Source organism: Halomonas sp. C10-5, from assembly GCF_057169305.1.
Window position 1 is genome coordinate 2928933 of the sequence record NZ_CP175665.1, and the last position, 17641, is coordinate 2946573.

At 68.0% G+C, this 17641-nt stretch carries 15 protein-coding genes; all 15 read right to left on the reverse strand.

The annotated features are described in order from the left end of the window. Positions 1-91: 91 nt before the first annotated feature. Entirely contained in the window at positions 92-3604 is a 3513-nt protein-coding gene (dnaE, locus tag ACJ7IV_RS13645) for a DNA polymerase III subunit alpha (protein WP_483864852.1), read from the reverse strand. Positions 3605-3706: 102 nt separating this feature from the next. Beyond that, positions 3707-4351, reverse strand: a complete 645-nt coding sequence (gene rnhB, locus ACJ7IV_RS13650) for a ribonuclease HII (protein ID WP_483864853.1) — start codon at positions 4349-4351, stop codon at positions 3707-3709. Then, complete coding sequence (gene lpxB / locus ACJ7IV_RS13655) at positions 4348-5562, reverse strand: lipid-A-disaccharide synthase (protein ID WP_483864854.1); 1215 nt, start codon at positions 5560-5562, stop codon at positions 4348-4350. Before lpxB ends, rnhB begins: the two co-directional genes overlap by 4 nt. 2 nt (positions 5563-5564) lie before the next feature. Further along, positions 5565-6332 (reverse strand): acyl-ACP--UDP-N-acetylglucosamine O-acyltransferase, encoded by a 768-nt coding sequence (lpxA, locus tag ACJ7IV_RS13660; protein WP_483864855.1) that lies wholly within the window; start codon positions 6330-6332, stop codon positions 5565-5567. Continuing rightward, entirely contained in the window at positions 6329-6772 is a 444-nt protein-coding gene (gene fabZ / locus ACJ7IV_RS13665) for a 3-hydroxyacyl-ACP dehydratase FabZ (RefSeq protein ID WP_161430061.1), read from the reverse strand. Before fabZ ends, lpxA begins: the two co-directional genes overlap by 4 nt. 101 nt (positions 6773-6873) lie before the next feature. Then, the gene (lpxD, locus tag ACJ7IV_RS13670; protein WP_483864856.1) at positions 6874-7911 is read right to left on the reverse strand and encodes a UDP-3-O-(3-hydroxymyristoyl)glucosamine N-acyltransferase; all 1038 of its coding nucleotides are present in this window, start codon (positions 7909-7911) and stop codon (positions 6874-6876) included. A 19-nt stretch (positions 7912-7930) separates the two neighbouring features. Next, the gene (locus ACJ7IV_RS13675; RefSeq protein ID WP_483864857.1) at positions 7931-8413 is read right to left on the reverse strand and encodes an OmpH/Skp family outer membrane protein; all 483 of its coding nucleotides are present in this window, start codon (positions 8411-8413) and stop codon (positions 7931-7933) included. A 62-nt stretch (positions 8414-8475) separates the two neighbouring features. After that, a complete protein-coding gene (bamA, locus tag ACJ7IV_RS13680) occupies positions 8476-10824 on the reverse strand; it encodes an outer membrane protein assembly factor BamA (RefSeq protein ID WP_483864858.1) in 2349 nt (782 codons plus the stop codon). A gap of 164 nt (positions 10825-10988) precedes the next feature. Continuing rightward, positions 10989-12347 carry a sigma E protease regulator RseP gene (rseP, locus tag ACJ7IV_RS13685; RefSeq protein WP_483864859.1) on the reverse strand — a complete coding sequence of 453 codons (1359 nt, stop codon included), beginning with the start codon at positions 12345-12347 and terminating at the stop codon, positions 10989-10991. Between the two features lie 49 nt (positions 12348-12396). Then, positions 12397-13596 (reverse strand): 1-deoxy-D-xylulose-5-phosphate reductoisomerase, encoded by a 1200-nt coding sequence (gene ispC, locus ACJ7IV_RS13690; RefSeq protein ID WP_483864860.1) that lies wholly within the window; start codon positions 13594-13596, stop codon positions 12397-12399. A gap of 1 nt (position 13597) precedes the next feature. Continuing rightward, positions 13598-14398 (reverse strand): phosphatidate cytidylyltransferase, encoded by an 801-nt coding sequence (locus tag ACJ7IV_RS13695; protein ID WP_483864861.1) that lies wholly within the window; start codon positions 14396-14398, stop codon positions 13598-13600. Further along, positions 14391-15179, reverse strand: a complete 789-nt coding sequence (gene uppS, locus ACJ7IV_RS13700) for a polyprenyl diphosphate synthase (protein WP_483864862.1) — start codon at positions 15177-15179, stop codon at positions 14391-14393. The genes ACJ7IV_RS13695 and uppS overlap by 8 nt, the downstream gene beginning before the upstream one ends. A 59-nt stretch (positions 15180-15238) precedes the next feature. Further along, positions 15239-15796 carry a ribosome recycling factor gene (gene frr, locus ACJ7IV_RS13705; RefSeq protein ID WP_232912715.1) on the reverse strand — a complete coding sequence of 186 codons (558 nt, stop codon included), beginning with the start codon at positions 15794-15796 and terminating at the stop codon, positions 15239-15241. A gap of 4 nt (positions 15797-15800) precedes the next feature. After that, positions 15801-16562 (reverse strand): UMP kinase, encoded by a 762-nt coding sequence (gene pyrH / locus ACJ7IV_RS13710; RefSeq protein ID WP_161430053.1) that lies wholly within the window; start codon positions 16560-16562, stop codon positions 15801-15803. Between the two features lie 113 nt (positions 16563-16675). Beyond that, positions 16676-17545 carry a translation elongation factor Ts gene (tsf, locus tag ACJ7IV_RS13715; RefSeq protein ID WP_213312087.1) on the reverse strand — a complete coding sequence of 290 codons (870 nt, stop codon included), beginning with the start codon at positions 17543-17545 and terminating at the stop codon, positions 16676-16678. Positions 17546-17641: the final 96 nt, after the last annotated feature.

A 17641-nucleotide genomic window follows, 5' to 3' on the forward strand; every position in this document is an offset into this window, starting at 1 on the left:
CTGCCACCGACCGACCAGCTGGGGTCCAGGACGGCATGAAAAAGAGTGAGGGGCATTATCGCACCCTCAACGCGCCACGCAAGGCGATGCCTCAGCGGTACTTGAGTCGCACCCCGTCCTGGCCCTGCACCTCGCGCAGGCCGATAAGCAGCTCATCGGTGGGGGCCACCTTCCACTCCTCGGCCAGCTCCAGCCAGCCGGTGGCCTCGGCATTGCGATAGCGCAGGCGCACCGGCAGGCCCTCGGCGTTACGGTGGGGCTCCAGGCTCTCGCGCAGCGAGTCGACCAGGCGGCCGTTGACCGCCGCCCCGTCCAGGGAGAGCTCCACCGCCTGTCCGTAGCGGGTGCGTGCCGCCACCATGGGGGTGACCTCCTTGCCACGCAGACGCAGGCCGCCGGAGTAGTCGTCGCTTGAGACCTCGCCCTCGACGATCAGCACCTGGTCGGCCTCCAGCTGGCCGCGCATCTGGTCGAAGAGCTCGCCGAACAGCGACGCCTCGATGCGCCCGGTGCGGTCGTCCAGGGTGAGGAAGGCCATGGTGTCGCCACGCTTGGACTTCATGGTCCTCACCCCCACCACCAGGCCGGCAACCCGCTGGGGCTCCCGGGAGGGCTTGAGGTCGGCGATGCGGGTGGAGACGAAGCGCTCCAGCTCCTTCTCGTACTCGTCGATGGGGTGGCCGGTGAGATAGAGCCCCAGGGTGTCCTTCTCGCCGGCCAGGCGCTCCTTGTCGCTCCACTCGCGCACCCACAGGTAATCGGCGTAAGCGTCGCCGCCACCCTCGCCTTCGTCCGGGGCGGCAAAGGCCTCGCCGAACATGTCGACCATGCCCAGGTTCTGGTTGGTCTGGTTCTGGGCGGCGGCCTTGAGGGCGTCGTCCAGGGCCGCGCTGAGCACCGCGCGATTGGGACCCAGGGTGTCCAGGGCCCCGGAACGGATCAGCGCCTCCAGGGTGCGCTTGTTCATGCGCCTGGGGTCGACCCGGCGACAGAAGTCGAACAGGTCCGCGAAGGGGCCATCGGCCTCGCGGGCCTCGACGATGGCGCCGATGGGCCCCTCACCCACGCCGCGGATCGCCCCCAGGCCATAGACGACACGGGCCTGGTCGTCGACGCTGAACTTGTAACCGCCGACGTTGACGTCCGGCGGGGTCACGGTGAGGCCGAGGTTGCGACACTCCTCGATCAGCGGCACCACCTTGTCGAGGTTGTCCATCTCGGTGGACATCACCGCCGCCATAAAGGGGCCGGGATAGTGCGCCTTCAGCCAGGCGGTCTGGTACGACACCAACGCATAGGCCGCCGAGTGCGACTTGTTGAAGCCATAACCGGCGAACTTCTCCACCAGGTCGAAGATGTTGCCGGCGAGGTCGGCATCGATGCCGTTGGCTTCACACCCCTCCAGGAAGCCGGCGCGCTGCTTGGCCATCTCCTCGGGCTTCTTCTTGCCCATGGCACGGCGTAGCATGTCGGCCTGGCCCAGGCTGTAGCCAGCCATCACCTGGGCGATCTGCATCACCTGCTCCTGATAGAGGATGATGCCGTAGGTGGGGGCCAGCACCGGCTCGAGCAGCTCGTGCTGGTAGTCCGGGTGGGGATAGGAGATCTCCGCCCGGCCATGCTTGCGGTTGATGAAGTCGTCGACCATGCCCGACTGCAGGGGGCCCGGGCGGAACAGCGCCACCAGCGCGATCATGTCCTCCAGCGAATCGGGCAGCAGGCGCTTGATCAGCTCCTTCATGCCGCGGGATTCGAGCTGGAACACCGCCGTGGTCTCGGCGCGCTTGAGCATCTCGAAGGTGGGAGCGTCGTCCAGCGGGATGGTGTCGATATCCAGCGGCCCCTCGCCACCCACGGCGCGCACCTTGTCGACCATCTCCAGCGCCCAGTCGATGATGGTCAGGGTGCGCAGGCCGAGGAAGTCGAACTTGACCAGGCCGGCGTCCTCGATGTCGTTCTTGTCGAACTGCACCACCAGGCCGGAGCCGTCCTCGTCACAGAGCAGCGGCGAGAAGTCGGTGAGCTTGGTGGGTGCGATCACCACGCCGCCGGCGTGCTTGCCGGTGCCGCGGGTGATGCCCTCGAGCTTGAGCGCCATCTCCCAGATCTCGGCGGCTTCCTCGTCATTGTCGAGGAACTCCTTGAGCGCCGGCTCCGCCTCGATGGCCTTGCCGAGGGTCATGCCCACCTCGAAGGGGATCAGCTTGGAGAGCTTGTCGCCCAGCGAGTAGGGCTTGCCCTGGGCCCTGGCTACGTCGCGTACCACCGCCTTGGCGGCCATGGTGCCGAAGGTGACGATCTGGGAGACCGCGTCACGCCCGTAGCGGTCGGCGACGTAGTCGATCACCCGGTCGCGCTTCTCCATGCAGAAGTCGACGTCGAAGTCGGGCATCGAGACCCGTTCGGGGTTGAGGAAGCGCTCGAACAGCAGGTCGTAACCGATGGGGTCGAGGTCGGTGATCTTCTGGGCATAGGCGACCAGCGAGCCGGCACCGGAACCACGTCCGGGCCCCACCGGCACGTCGTTGTCCTTGGCCCACTGGATGAAGTCCATCACGATCAGGAAATAGCCCGGGAAGCCCATCTGAATGATGATGTCGAGCTCGAAATCGAGGCGCTTTCGGTAGCGGGCGTCGATCTCGGCGTACTCGGCCCCCTCCCGGGGGTACTGCTCGGGCGGAAACAGGAAGTCCAGGCGCTCGGTGAGGCCGTCGTGGGAGACCTTGCGGAAGTACTCGTCCCGGGTCAGGCCCTCGGGGATCTCGAACTCGGGCAGGAAGATCTCGCCCAGGCGCACCTCGACGCTGCAGCGCGCGGCGATCATCACGCTGTTGGTCAGCGCCTCGGGGACGTCGGCGAAAAGCTCCGCCATCTCCTCGGGGCTCTTGAGGTACTGCTCCTCGCTGTACTTCTTCTCGCGGCGCCGGTCGTCCAGCGCCTTGCCCTCGCCGATGGCCACGCGAGTCTCGTGGGCCCAGAAGTCCTCCTTCTCGAGGAAGCGCACGTCGTTGGTGGCCACCACCGGAGTGCCGGTCTCGGCAGCCAGTTCCACCGAGAGGTGCAGGCACTCCTCCTCCTGAGGGCGACCGGTACGCGTCAGCTCTAGGTAGAAGCGCCCGGGGAAGGCGGCATTCCACTGCGCCAGGATCTCACGGGCCTCGTCGGGATGGTCACCGAGCAGGTGGCGCCCCACCTCGCCGTCGCGCCCGCCGGAGAGCGCGATCAGCCCCTCGCTGCGCTCCAGCACCCAGTCGCGCTGGAGCAGCGCCTGGCCCAGGCGCTGTCCCTCCATCCAGCCCCGGGAGATCAGCTCGGTCAGGTGCCGATAGCCCACCTCGTTCATGGCCAGCAGGGTCACCCGGTAGGGATGCGCCTCGTCCTGGGGATTGGTCAGCCACAGGTCGGCGCCGATGATCGGCTTGAGCCCCGCGCCCTGGGCGGCCTTGTAGAACTTGACCAGGCCGAAGAGGTTGGCCTCGTCGGTGACGGCCAGTGCCGGCATGCCCAGCCCCGCCGCCTGCTTGACCAGCGGCTTGAGGCGCAGCAGGCCGTCGACCAGGGAGTATTCGGTATGGACGCGGAGATGAACGAAGGGCGTGGTCATAGGGGGGCTCGGGCTTGGCGGTAAATAATCAGTACAGGAAGCGCGAGGCTAACCCGTCAATATTGCTCGGCGCTGCCTGCACCAGTGGAGGCCAAGGACGGGTCAGAGCAGCGCCAGCTGGCGCCTGACCGGACCGAAGGAGCGGCGGTGCTCGGGCAGCGGCCCCAGGCGTTCCAGGGCGGCCAGGTGCTCGCGGGTCGGGTAGCCCTTGTGGCGGGCGAAGCCGTAGTCGGGGTGTCGGGCATCGAGGGCCCGCATCTGGGCATCCCGGGCCACCTTGGCCAGTATCGAGGCCGCGGCGATGGCCGGGTGGCGGGCGTCGCCCTTGACCACCGCCTGGCCGGGCACATGATGCCCGGGCAGGCGATTGCCGTCCACCAGCAGGTACTCGGCCGCCGGGTCCAGACCATCGATGGCGCGGCGCATGGCGAGATGGGTGGCGTGGAAAATATTGAGCTCGTCCACCTCCGCCGGACTCGCCTCGGCCACGGCGAAGGCCAGCGCCTTGTCGCGTATCTCGACGTCCAGCGCCTCGCGACGCCTGGGACTCAGGGTCTTGGAGTCGCCGAGCCCCGGGATCGGCCGGGCCGGATCGAGGATCACCGCGGCGGCCACGACACTGCCCACCAGCGGGCCACGCCCCACCTCGTCGACGCCGGCCAGCCGCTCGCCGCTGTAGTCAACCACCAGCGGCGGCAGGCTACCGCCACGCGTCGCGCTCGCCGCCTTCGCCTGCTGCCGCGTCAAGGCGCCACCTCTGCGGCGCGCTCGGGGGCGACGCTGGCCGGCAGCGGACGGCCCGCGACCAGGGCCTCGATGGCCTCCGCCGCGCGGCGGCTGGCGTCACGCTGCAGGCCGGCATGCATCCAGGCAAAGCGAGCCTCAAGCGCCGCACGACCGTCGGCGTCGTCGAGCATCTCGCCGAGACGAGCGGCGATCGCCTCGGGGCTGGCCGCCTCCTGGATCAGCTCCGGCACCAGGCTCTCGCGAGCGATCAGATTGGGCAGCGAGATCCACTCGGTCTTGACCAGCCGCTTCGCCAGCCAGTGGGTGGCCGGTGCCATGCGGTAGGCGACCAGCATGGGGCGATGGCAGAGCATCGCCTCCAGCGCCGCGGTGCCCGAGGCGAGCAGCACGGCATCCGCGGCTACCATGGCCTCCCGGGCCCCGCCGTCGAGCAGGGTCAGGCGTTCGGCGAGGGCCGGACAGGTGGCGAGAAGCGCCTCGAGTTCGCGGCGTCGTTCCGGCGTGGCCGCCGGGATCACCACCGAGAGCTCCGGTCGCGCGGCGCACAGCCGCTCGGCGGCGGCCAGGAAGGTCTCGCCCAGAAAGCGGATCTCGCTGGCCCGTGAACCGGGCAGCACGGCAAGCACCTCGCCCGCCTCGGGCAGCCCCAGCTCGGCGCGGGCCGCGCCACGGTCGTTCTCCAGAGGCAGCTCGTCGGCCAGCGGGTGGCCGACGAAGGCCACGGGAACGCGGTGCCGCGCGTAGAAGGCCGCCTCGAAGGGCAGGAAGGTGAGCATGGCATCGACGGAGCGGGCGATGCCCTTGACCCGCCCCTGGCGCCAGGCCCACACGGAGGGGCTGACGTAGTGGGCGGTGGTCAGCCCGGCCTCGCGCAGCTGGCGCTCGAGACCGAGGTTGAAGTCGGGGGCGTCGATGCCGATCACGATATCGGGTCGCCAGGCCAGCGCATCGCGCCTGAGCTCGCGGCGCACGCCGATCAGCCGTGGCAGGTGACGGAGCACCTCGACCAGCCCCATCACCGAGAGGGTCTCCAGGGGAAAGCGGCTGTCGATGCCCTCCTGGATCATGCGCGGCCCGCCGATGCCGCGGAACTCGACACCGGGATGACGAGACTTGAGCGCACGCATCAGGCTGGCGCCGAGGATATCCCCGGAGAGCTCGCCGGCCACCAGGTAGATGCGCTGCACGGCGACGCGCTCGTCGGCGGGCATGGCTAGCGGATGATGCCGCGGGTCGAGGCCTCGATGGAGGCGGCGAAGGCCTCGGTCTCGACCAGCGCGAAGCGGCTGCGGATCTCGGCCAGCGCCTGCTCGACGGTGAGCCCCTGGCGATAGACCAGCTTGTAGGCCTCACCCAGCGCCTTGAGGGCATCACGGGAGAAGCCGCGGCGCTTGAGCCCCACCAGGTTGAGGCCGTGGACCTGGGCGGGGTTGCCGTTGATCATCACGAAGGCCGGGGTGTCCTTGGTGATGATGGAGCCACCCCCGGCCATGGCATGGGTGCCGAAGTGGCAGAACTGGTGCACGGCGGAGAGGCCGCCGAGGATGGCGAAGTCACCCATCTTGACGTGGCCGGCCAGGGTCACCTGGTTGGCCAGGATGCAGTCGTTGCCGATCACGCAGTCGTGGCCCACATGCACATAGGCCATGAACAGGTTGCGCGAGCCGATGGTGGTCTCGCCGCGATCCTGGACGGTACCGCGGTGCAGGGTGACGCCTTCGCGGACCACGTTGTCATCCCCCATCACCAGGCGGGTCGGTTCGCCGGCATACTTCTTGTCCTGGCAGTCCTCGCCCACCGAGGCGAACTGGAAGATGCGCGTGCGGGCGCCGAGCACCGTCGGCCCCTTGATCACCACATGGGGACCGATGCGCGAACCGGGGCCGATCTCCACGTCGGGACCGACCACCGTGAAGGGGCCGACCTCGACGTCGTCGGCCAGCCGGGCGGCAGGGTCGATGAGGGCGGTGGGATGAATCAAGCGACCTTCCTCTCGGCGCAGATGATCTCGGCCTCGCAGGCCACCTCGCCGGCCACGCTGGCCTTGCAGGCAAACTTCCAGATGCCGCGCTTCTCGCGCACCACGTCGGCGCGCAGGTCGAGCCGGTCGCCAGGCATGACCGGGCGCTTGAAGCGCACGTTGTCGCTGCCCACCAGGTAGTAGACGTAGCCGTCGGCAGGCAGCTTGTTGACGGTCTTGAAGCCGAGGATGCCACAGGCCTGGGCCAGCGCCTCGATCACCAGCACCCCGGGCATGATCGGGTGATGGGGAAAGTGACCATTGAAGAAGGGTTCGTTGATGCTGACGTTCTTGTAGGCAACGATGGTCTCGCCCAGGGCCAGCTCGGTGACCCGGTCCACCAGCAGGAAAGGATACCGGTGGGGCAGATACTCACGGATCTCGTTGATGTCCATTACCATCGTCACAACCTCTGAAGTCTCGGGATGCCTGCCGTCCCGGCAGGCGAGAGCCGGCAACCATGCCGGTCTGGCGGGGGATTATAGCGCCCCCCGCAGGGCCCTCAAGCGCCGCGCGCCCGCTCGAGTCGAGTGAGTCGCTTGGCCATGTCATCCAACTGCTTGAAGCGCACCGCATTCTTGCGCCACTGGGCGTTGGCCATGGCCCCGGTGCCCGAGGAGTAGACGCCCGGCTCGTGGATCGAGTTGGTCACCAGGCTCATGCCGGTCACCTGGACGCCATCGCAGAGGGTCAGGTGGCCGGCCAGGCCCACGCCACCGCCCAGCATGCAGTGCCGCCCCACCTTCGTGGAGCCGGCGATACCCACGCAGCCGGCCAGGGCACTATGCTCGCCGATCTGCACGTTGTGGGCGATCTGCACCTGGCTGTCGATCTTGACGTCGTTGCCGATCAGGGTATCGCCCAGGGCGCCGCGGTCGATGCTCGAGCAGCTGCCCACCTCCACATCGTCGCCCAGCACTACCCCGCCGAGTTGGGCGATCTTGTGCCAGCGACTGCCGTCGTGGGCGAAGCCGAAGCCGTCGCCACCGACCACGCTACCGCTGTGGAGGATCACCCGCCGGCCGATCACCACGCCATGGTAGACGGTGACATTGGCATGCAGCCGCGACCCGTCGCCGATGGTGGTATCGGCACCGACCACCGAGCCGGGCCCGATCACCACGTCGTCGCCTAGGGTGGCCCCGGCCTCGATCACCGCATTGGCGCCCACCTCGACCCGCTCGCCCAGGGTGGCGGTGGGATCGACCACCGCCGAAGGATGGATGCCGGCCGGATCATGGCCCGCCAGGGAGTCGAACAGCCGCGACGCCGCGGCATAGCCCAGATAGGGGTTGTCCAGCTCGAGCCGGTCCACCGGGCAGCTGTCGGCGTGCTGAGGATGCAGCAGCACCGCCGCGGCGCGGGTCCCGGGCAGGTCCTTGAGGTAGGCCCGGTTGGCCAGGAAGGCCACCTGGTCCGGCCCGGCCTCGCCGAGGGTGGCCAGGCCACCGACCTGGCGCCCGGCATCGCCGACCAGGCGCGCGCCCAGCCGCTCGGCCAGGTCACCCAGGGTCATCATGGGAATAGCACTTCGCGTCATGGGAAGGGATCCGCCGCGGTCACAGCATGCTGTTGAGAATCTCGGTCACCTCGGCGGTGACGTTCTGCAGGTCGCGCTCGGCGTGCAGCACCCCCTGGGGCTCCACCAGTACCTGGATGCTGTGGCGGGCGATGATCTGCTCCACCGCCTGCTGCAGCTTGGGCTCGGCGCGCTGCAGCAGGGCCTGCTCGGACTCCTGGCGGGCCTGCATGACCTCGCCCATCAGGCGATTGAGCTCGGCCACCTTCTGGTTGGCCTGCTGGCGCTCGCTGTCGCTGAGGCTGTCGGCGCGCTGCTGCAGCTGGTTGAGCTCCTGCTCGAGGGCCTGGGCCTGCTGCTGCTGGCTGCCGACACGGCTCTCCAGCTCGCTCATGGAGCGCTGGGCGGCGTCGGTCTCCATCAGCGCACGGCGCCAGTCCAGTACCGCCACGTCGGCGGCCAGGGCAGGCAGGGCGATGGCGGAGATCAGCAGCAGGGCGAAGGCGGCGGTCAACTTGCGCATGGTAGGACTCCTGTTGAGGCCGCCGGCGGCGGCGGCCAGGTAGCAAGGGTGTCGAGGCCCGGTCAGAAGGTCTGGCCGAGGGAGAACTGGAAGAACTGGGTATCGTCGCCGCTCTCGTCGTTGATCGGCTCGGCGACGCTGAAGGTCAGCGGCCCCACCGGGGTCAGCCAGGAGAGCCCCAGGCCGACGCTGTAGCGCAGGTCGCCGAGGTCGATCCCCGAGTTGCAGCTGGCCGGTGCATCGGCATCGAGCACCGGGTAACAGTCGGAGAGGAAGGTGTTGCCGCCGTCGACGAACAGCGAGCTCTGCACCGTGCGCTGGTCACCCACGAAGGGCGTCGGGAAGATCAGCTCGGCGCTGCCCTGCACCAGCATGTTGCCGCCCAGGGTGCGGTCGCGGGTGGAGTTGCCCGACGGCGTGGTGGGCTGGCCCAGGGTGTTGCCGGTGAAGCCGCGCACCGAGCCCAGGCCGCCGGCATAGAAGTTCTCGTAGAACGGATAGGGGTCGTTGCCGCCCAGGGTGTCGGCATAGCCCAGCTCGCCGCTGAACTTCAGCGCCCAGTCGTGGTTGTCGTCCAGTGCGAAGAGCTGGCGCGCCTGGGCGCGCAGCTTGGCATATTCGGCGTCACTGCCGGGTACCGCGGTCTCCAGCGACAGGCGCTGGTAGCTGCCATCGGTGGGCATGATGCCGCGGTTGAGGTTGTTGCGGGTCCAGCTGGCGGTCAGCTTCAGGGCCTGGGCATCGGCGCCCTGCTCGTCGACATAGCGCTTGATCTCCGACGCCGTGTCGTTGTAGGTCTTGATGGTCAGGTCTTCCACCGCGGTACCGAAGTTCAGGCGGGTGATCTCGTTGATCGGATAACCGAAGTTGATCCCCGCACCGTAGGCGTCGGTGGAGTAGGTGGAGATATCGGAGTCCTCGTAGTCGGACTCGCGATAGTAGAGGTTATAGCCCCGGGAGATCCCGTCCATGGTCCAGTAGGGATCGGTGAAGCCGAAGTTGATGCTGGTGAAGGTATCGCTGCGCTGGGCGCCGATGTTCACCCGATTGCCGGTGCCCAGGAAGTTGCTCTGGGAGAGGCCCACGCCGTAAATGACGCCGGCGCTCTGGGAGAAGCCGATGCTGGCGGAGATGGAGCCGGAGGGCTGCTCCTCGACGCTGTAGGTGACGTCGAGCTTGTCGGGCTCGCCGGCCACCGGCTGGGTCTCCACCTCGACCTGCTTGAAGAAGCCGAGGCGCTCGAGGCGTTGCTGTGACTGGCTGATGGCATCGGTGGAGGCCGGAGCGCCCTCCATCTGGGTCATCTCGCGCCGCAGCACCTCATCCATGGTGGTGGTGTTGCCGACGAACTCGATGCGCCGCACATAGGCACGACGGCCCGGATCGACCCGGAACACCAGGTCGACGGTCTCGCCGTCGGCGCCGGTCTCGGGGATGCCATCGACGCTGGCGAAGGCGAAGCCGTCGGCACCCAGGCGGGCACGCAGTGCCTCGGTGGAGGCGGTGACGTCGCTGCGCGAGAAGGTCTCGCCCGGGGTCACCTCCAGCAGCTCGCGCGCTTCGCGCTCGCTGATCGTCAGGTCGCCCACGAAGCGCACGTCGCCGAGCCGGTACTCGGCGCCCTCGTTGACGTTGATGGTGACGAAGATCTCGGACTTGTCGGGGCTGATCGAGACCTGGGTCGACTCGACGTTGAAGTTGACGTAGCCGCGATCCAGATAGAAGGAGCGCAGCCGCTCTAGGTCGCCGGCGAGGGCTTCCCGGGAGTACTCATCCTTGGAGAACCAGCCGAAGATGCGCCCCGGCCGATCGTTGAGCTCGAACACCTCACGCAGGGTCTCGTCGTCGAAGGCGCGATTGCCGACGATATTGATCTGGCGAATCTTGGCCACTGCGCCCTCGTCGATCTCGATGTCGACCTGGACACGGCCCTCATCGATCTCGCGCACGCTGGTCTCGATGTTGGCGCTGTAGCGGCCCTGAGCCTGGTAGACGCCCTCGAGCTCGCGTTCGATCTCCTCCAGGGTGGAGAGCTGCAGCACCTGACCCTCCTCGAGGCCGGCCTCACGCAGCCCCTGGCGCAGCTGGTCCTCGTCGAGCTGGCGGTTGCCGTCGATATTGAGACGGCTGATGGTGGGACGCTCGACCACCTGGATAATCAGCACATCGCCCTCACGAGCCAGCCTGACATCCTCGAACAGGCCGGTGGCGAAGAGCTCACGGGCAGCCTCGGCGAGCTCACGCTCGTCGACGCGGTCACGGGCGGTGACAGGAAAGGCGTTGAAGACGGAGGCGGCAGAGATGCGCTGCAGGCCCTCCACCCGAATGTCGGCAACGTCGAAAGGTTCCGCCTGGGCCACACTGGCCCCGGCAAGCAGCAGTGCCGCCAGTCCGATGGTCTTGATTTTCATGCAGTCGATTCGCTCGCGTTGATCTGCCAAACCTGTCCAGACAGGCACCTTATACATTTGCACGGCCAACTGACAAGGCGAGGCCCTCGGGGCCTGGGCAATCGCAGATGGTTTGTCGCTCGGGACTGGCGCCCCTTGGTTTCTGCAACTGCGATTGCCCTGCCCTACCAGAGCCGCATCAGGTCGAAGTAGATCGCCATCAGCATCAGCGTACCCACCAGCGCCAGGCCGATGCGCAGGCCGATTGCCTGGGTCCGCTCCGAGACCGGCCGACCGCGCACCACCTCCATGGCATAGTAGAGCAGGTGGCCGCCATCCAGCACCGGAATCGGCAGCAGGTTAAGCACCCCCAGGCTGATCGAGAGGTAGGCCAGGAAGCTGACAAAGCTCTCCAGCCCCGCCCGGGCGGAGTCGCCGGAGATCTGGGCGATGGTGATCGGCCCCGAGAGGTTGGAGGGCGAGATCAGCCCCACCAGCATCTTGCGCACCGCATCGAAGGTCAGCGTGATCATCTCGCCGGTGCGCGCGAAGGCCTCGCCCACCGCGGCGATCGGGCCATAGCGGATCTCGCGGCGATACTCTTCGGGCCACTCCACCGGCGCCGCTCCGGCGCCGATATAGCCGATGGTCACGCCCTCCTCCAGCTCGCTACGGCCGGGGGTGACGGTCAAGCCGAGACGCTCGCCATCCCGGTCGACTTCGAGCTCGAGGGGTTCGCCGGGACTGGCTCGCACGATATCCACGAAGTGCATCCAGTCATCCACCGGCTCCGCATCCACGCGGATAATCTCGTCACCCGGTTCGAGTCCCGCCGCCGCGGCGGCCTCGCCCTCCATCACCTGATCCAGCACCGCCGGCATCGGCGGCCGCCAGGGGGTCACCCCGAGGCTGGGCAGCGGCTGGGGAGGATCCTGACGCACCAGCCAGTCCTCCACCGGCACCTGGTGCTGGCGAATCTCGGCGGCGGCGTCCTCGCGGGTGGCGATGGCGAGCGCCTCGCGCTCGCCGATGGCCGCCACCAGCTTGAGGTTGATCTCCTCCCAGGAGCGCACCGCCTCGCCCTGAACCGAGGTGATCTCATGGCCCGCCACCAGGCCGCCCCGGGCAGCGGGAGAATCCGGCGCCACCTCCCCGATCACCGGTGCCACCGTTGCCGTACCGGCGACGAACAGCGCCCAGTAGGCCACCAGGGCGAGCAGGAAATTGGCCAGGGGGCCGGCGGCGACGATGGCGATGCGCTGCCAGACGTTCTTGCGGTTGAAGGCCCGGTCGAGCTCCTCGGGGGGCACCTCGCCCTCGCGCTCGTCGAGCATCTTGACGTAGCCGCCCAGCGGGATGGCGGCGATGGCGTACTCGGTGCCGTGGCGATCCACCCGCGACCAGATCGGCGTGCCGAAGCCTACCGAGAAGCGCAACACCTTCACCCCGCAGCGCCGCGCCACCCAGAAGTGGCCGAACTCGTGGAAGGTGATCAGCAGGCCCAGTACCACGATCACGGCCAGGATATTCTGGATCACGCCCAAGTCACTCTCCTCCTGACAGCATGGCTATTCATGTACAAGCGGACGCGACTCACCGACGTGCCAGGTGGCACTCGGCGGCACGCCGCGCGCGGGTGTCCGCATCGAGGATCGCCTCGAGCTCGTCGGCCGGCTGCACCGGCTCGGCATCACGCACCCTCGCCACCAGCTCGGCGATACCGGTGAAGGGAAGCCTCCCGGCAAGGAAGGCCGCCACTGCCACCTCGTTGGCGGCATTGAGCACCGCCGGCGCCGTGCCGCCCACCGCCATGGCGTCCCGCGCCAGGCCCAGGCAGGGAAAGGCGGCTTCATCGGGCGGCTCGAAGTCGAGGCGCGCGACCTGAAAGAGGTCCAGCGACTGGACGCCGGCGTCGATGCGTTCGGGCCACGCCAGGCCATAGGCGATGGGCGTACGCATGTCCGGGTTGCCGAGCTGGGCGATCACCGAACCGTCGCTGTAGGCAGCCATGGAGTGAATCACGCTCTGCGGATGCACCACCACCTGCACCTGATCGGGACGGGCATCGAACAGCCAGCACGCCTCGATCAACTCGAGCCCCTTGTTCATCAGGGTGGCGCTGTCCACCGAGATCTTCTGCCCCATGCTCCAGTTGGGGTGGGCGCAGGCCTGGGCCGGGGTGACCCCGGCCAGTGCCTCGGCCGACCAGCCTCGGAAGGGGCCGCCGGAGGCGGTCAGCAGCAGCTGGGTCACCCCGTGACGGTCCAGGCCGCCGCGATGCTCCACGGGTAGACACTGGTAGATGGCATTATGTTCGGAGTCGATGGGCAGCAGGGTGGCGCCATGGCGTGGCACCGCCTCCATGAACAGCGCCCCGGACATCACCAGGGCCTCCTTGTTAGCCAGCAGCACCCGCTTGCCGGCACGTACCGCGGCGAGTGTCGGCAACAGGCCCGCGGCACCCACGATGGCTGACATCACCACCTCGGCCTCGGGGGCCTCGGCCACCTCCACCAACGCCTCGGCCCCGCTGCGCACCTCGGTGGCGACGCCGGCCTCGGCCAGGCGCTCGCGCAGCCAGGCGGCATCGGCCTCACGCTCGAGCACCGCCACCGCTGGGCGGTGACGCCGACACAGTGCCAGTAGCGGTTCGCGGGAGCGGTGAGCGGTCAGCGCATGGACCCGGTAGCGCTCGGGATGACGCGCGACAACATCCAGGGTGCTGGTGCCGATAGAGCCGGTGGCACCCAGCACGGTGACACCCTGGCGGCGCAGGGCAGTATCGCTGGCCATTCTAGATCACCCCCGGTGCAAGCAGGGCGAACAGCGGCAACGCCGCGGTCAGGCTGTCGATGCGGTCGAGCACGCCGCCGTGGCCGGGCAGCAGGTTGCTGGAATCCTTGATGCCACGGTGGCGCTTAAGCATGCTCTCGAGCAGGTCACCGAGCACCGAGACCAGGGTCACCGCCAGGGTGGTCAGCACCAGCAGGACGGCGTCGATCGCGACCAGCCCCTGGCCGATGGCGAACACCAGGGCCAGCGCCAGGGTGGCCCCCATGCCGCCGAGCACGCCCTCCCAGCTCTTGCCGGGGCTCACCCGCGGGGCCAGTTTCTGCCGCCCGAAGGCGCGGCCGGCGAAGTAGGCGCCGATATCGGCGCTCCACACCAACAGCAGCACGAAGAGCAGCCAGATGCCACCGGTCTCGCGCAGCACATTGAGGCCCACCCAGGCGGGCAGCAGCACCCAGAGCCCCATGGCCAGGCGCCTGGCGGCGGAGGACCACTGTCCGGTGCGTTCGGGATAGTGGGTGACCCAGTAGAGGTTGAGCGCCCAGCCGACCAGGCCCAGCCACAGCGGCCAGGCGGCCTGGATGGCGCCAGTGGCCCATAGCAGCGCCATGGCCACGGCCAGTGCGGCGACCAGCGCCAGGCGTCGGCCACGCCCAGTGATGCCGGCCAGGTTGGTCCACTCCCAGCCGCCCAGCAGCACGATGGCCGCGGTGAAGAGCGCGAAGGCACCACCCGTGAGGCCGAACAGGCCGGCCAGCATCAGCGGTGCCAGCCAGGCGGCGGTGATGATGCGCTGTCTAAGCACCTTGAGCCTCGTCGATCTGGTCATCGGTCATGCCGAAGCGCCGCTTGCGGCGCCGGAAGTCCTCCAGCGCGGCATCGAAGGCGTCGGCGTCGAAATCGGGCCACAGGCGCTGCGTGAAGTGGAGCTCCGCGTAGGCCAGCTCCCAGAGCACGAAGTTGGAGATACGCTGCTCGCCGCTGGTACGGATGCACAGATCCACCGGGGCCACGCCGGCCAGGCTGAGCTCGCCGCCCAGAGCGGCCTCGTCGATCGCCTCGGGGGCGAGCTCGCCGGCGGCGACTCGCTCGCCCAGGCGACGCGCTGCCCGGGCCAGGTCCCAGTGGCCGCCGTAGTTGGCGGCGACCACCAGGTGCAGGCGGGTGTTGTCGCGGGTCTTCGCCTCGGCGCGAGCGATATGCGCCTGGATCGCCTCGGAGAAGCCGCTGCGATCACCGATCACCGTGAGGCGAATGCCGTTGGCGTGGAGCTTGTTAACCTCGCGCTTGAGCGCCAGCAGGAACAGCTCCATCAGCGCGCTCACCTCCGCCCTGGGCCGCTTCCAGTTCTCGCTGGAGAAGGCGAACAGGGTCAGGACCTCGACGCCGCGTTCGGCGGCGCGGCGGATGGTGGCGCGCACCGCCTCGACGCCGGCGTGATGGCCGCGCACGCCGGAGAGGCCACGCGCCTTAGCCCAGCGGTTGTTGCCATCCATGATGATCGCCACGTGGCGTGGCAGGCCGGCCTCGCTGGCGGCAGAAGCGCCGGCATCGGAGCCGGCGTCGGGGGAGTGCGTTGACGTCATGGGGTCTCGCTTCGGGTGTGTCGCCGCCGCCCGGCCGCGAGCGGGCCGGGCGGATGTCCTCAGACCTGCATCAGGTCGTGTTCCTTGGACTCCAGGGTCTTGTCGATCTCGGCGATATACTTGTCGGTCAGCTTCTGGATCGCCTCCTCGGCCTGGCGCTGCTCGTCCTCGCTGATCTCCTTCTCCTTGAGCAGGGCCTTGATGTCACCGTTGGCATCGCGGCGCACGTTGCGCACCGCCACCCGGGAGTTCTCGGCCTCATGACGCGCCTGCTTGATATAGCCCTTGCGGGTCTCCTCGGTGAGCATCGGCAGCGGCACGCGGATATTGTTGCCGGCGGTCGAGGGGTTCAGGCCGAGGTCGGAGGTCATGATCGCCTTCTCGACCTTGGGCACCATGCTCTGCTCCCAGGGCACCACCGAGAGGGTGCGGGCATCCTCGGTATTGATGTTGGCCACCTGGTTCAGCGGAACCTGGCTGCCGTAATACTCGACGGTGACCGAGTCCAGGATGCTGGAGTGGGCCCGCCCGGTACGAATCTTGTTCAGGTTGCCGTGGAGCGCCTCGACGCTCTTCTTCATGCGGCTCTCTGCGTCCTTCTTGATGTCATTGATCACGATATCAGCCTCTGTCTATCAGCGTGCCTTCCTCGCCGCCCACCACCAGGTTGAGCAGGGCGCCGGGCTTGTTCATGTTGAAGACGCGTACCGGCATGTCATGGTCCCGCACCAGGCAGATGGCGGTCAAATCCATGACGCCGAGCTTCTGGGCCAGCGCGTCGTCGTAGCTGAGCTGGTCATACTTGACCGCGTCCGGGTACTTGACCGGATCCTTGTCGTAGACCCCATCCACCTTGGTGGCCTTGACCACCACGTCGGCATCGATCTCGATGCCACGCAGGCAGGCCGCGGAGTCGGTGGTGAAGAAGGGGTTGCCGGTACCGGCCGAGAACAGCACCACATCGCCGGAGGTGAGGTAGCGGATGGCGGTCCGACGATCATAGTGCTCCACCACGCCGCTCATGGGAATCGCCGACATCACCCGCGAGCGGATGTTGGAGCGCTCCAGGGCGTCGCGCATGGCCAGGGCATTCATCACCGTGGCCAGCATGCCCATGTGATCGCCGGTGACCCGCTCCATGCCGGCCTCGTGCAGGGCGGCGCCGCGGAACAGGTTGCCGCCACCGACCACGATGCCCACCTGGACGCCGATACCGACCAGCTGCCCGATCTCCAGAGCCATGCGGTCGAGCACCTTGGGGTCGATGCCGAACTCGGCATCCCCGGTCAGTGCCTCGCCGGAAAGCTTGAGCAGGATCCGCTTGTACTTCGACTTCTGGGTGCGCGGCTTGGCGGGCGCTTCGACGTGATCGGATGTGGACATGGCATCATCTCCTGGGCATCAGCGGTGGCATGACGGGGCGACCGGATCGACCGGCCGGATACGCGAAGGCGTGCGCTCGCGCGCACGCCATCATCTTAGCGGAACTTCCGACCTCAGCTGCGCTTGGCCTGTTCCATCACTTCCTTGGCGAAGTCGACCTCTTCCTTCTCGATGCCCTCGCCCACCTCGAAGCGGGTGAAGCCGACCACCTCGCCACCGGCCGCCTTGACGAACTCGGCCACGGACTGGTCCGGGTTCTTGACGAAGGGCTGCTCGGTCAGGCTGTTCTCGGCCAGGTACTTCTTGAGGCGGCCCTGGACCATCTTCTCGGCGATCTGCTCGGGCTTGCCGGCCATGTCGGGCTGGGCCAGGATGATCGCCTTCTCGGCGTCCAGCTGCTCCTGAGGCATGTCCTCGGGACGCGCCACGGCCGGGTTGATGGCGGCAACGTGCATGGCGACGTCCTTGGCCACCTCGGCGTTGCCACCCTTGAGCTCGGTCAGCACACCGATGCGGCCGCCGTGGACGTAGGCACCCACCAGGTTGCCGGCGCCGGCCTCGACCACCACGCTGCGACGCACGCCGATGTTCTCGCCGATCTTCTGCACCAGCTGCTCGCGGGCGGTTTCCAGATCACCGGCCATCACGGCGGCCACGTCTTCGCTCTTGGCCGCGAAGAAGGCATCGGCGATCTTCTCGGCGAAGGCCGTGAAGTTGTCGTCACGGGCGACGAAGTCGGTCTCGGAGTTGATCTCGACCATCACGCCGTAGCTGCCGTCATCGGCCACGCGGGTCACCACGACGCCCTCGGCGGCGGTACGACCGGCCTTCTTGGCGGCCTTGAGACCGGAGTTCTTGCGCAGGTTCTCGATGGCCTGCTCGATGTCACCGTCGGTCTCGGTGAGGGCCTTCTTGCACTCCATCATGCCGAGCCCGGTACGCTCGCGCAGTTCCTTGACCTGGGAGGCGCTGATAGCTGCCATGGGTGTCACCTCTGAATATCTCGGGAAGTGGGCCGGACCCTCACTTGGGAGAATCCGGAAAATTCGGAGAAGAAAGGGGGCCGCGGCCCCCTTCTC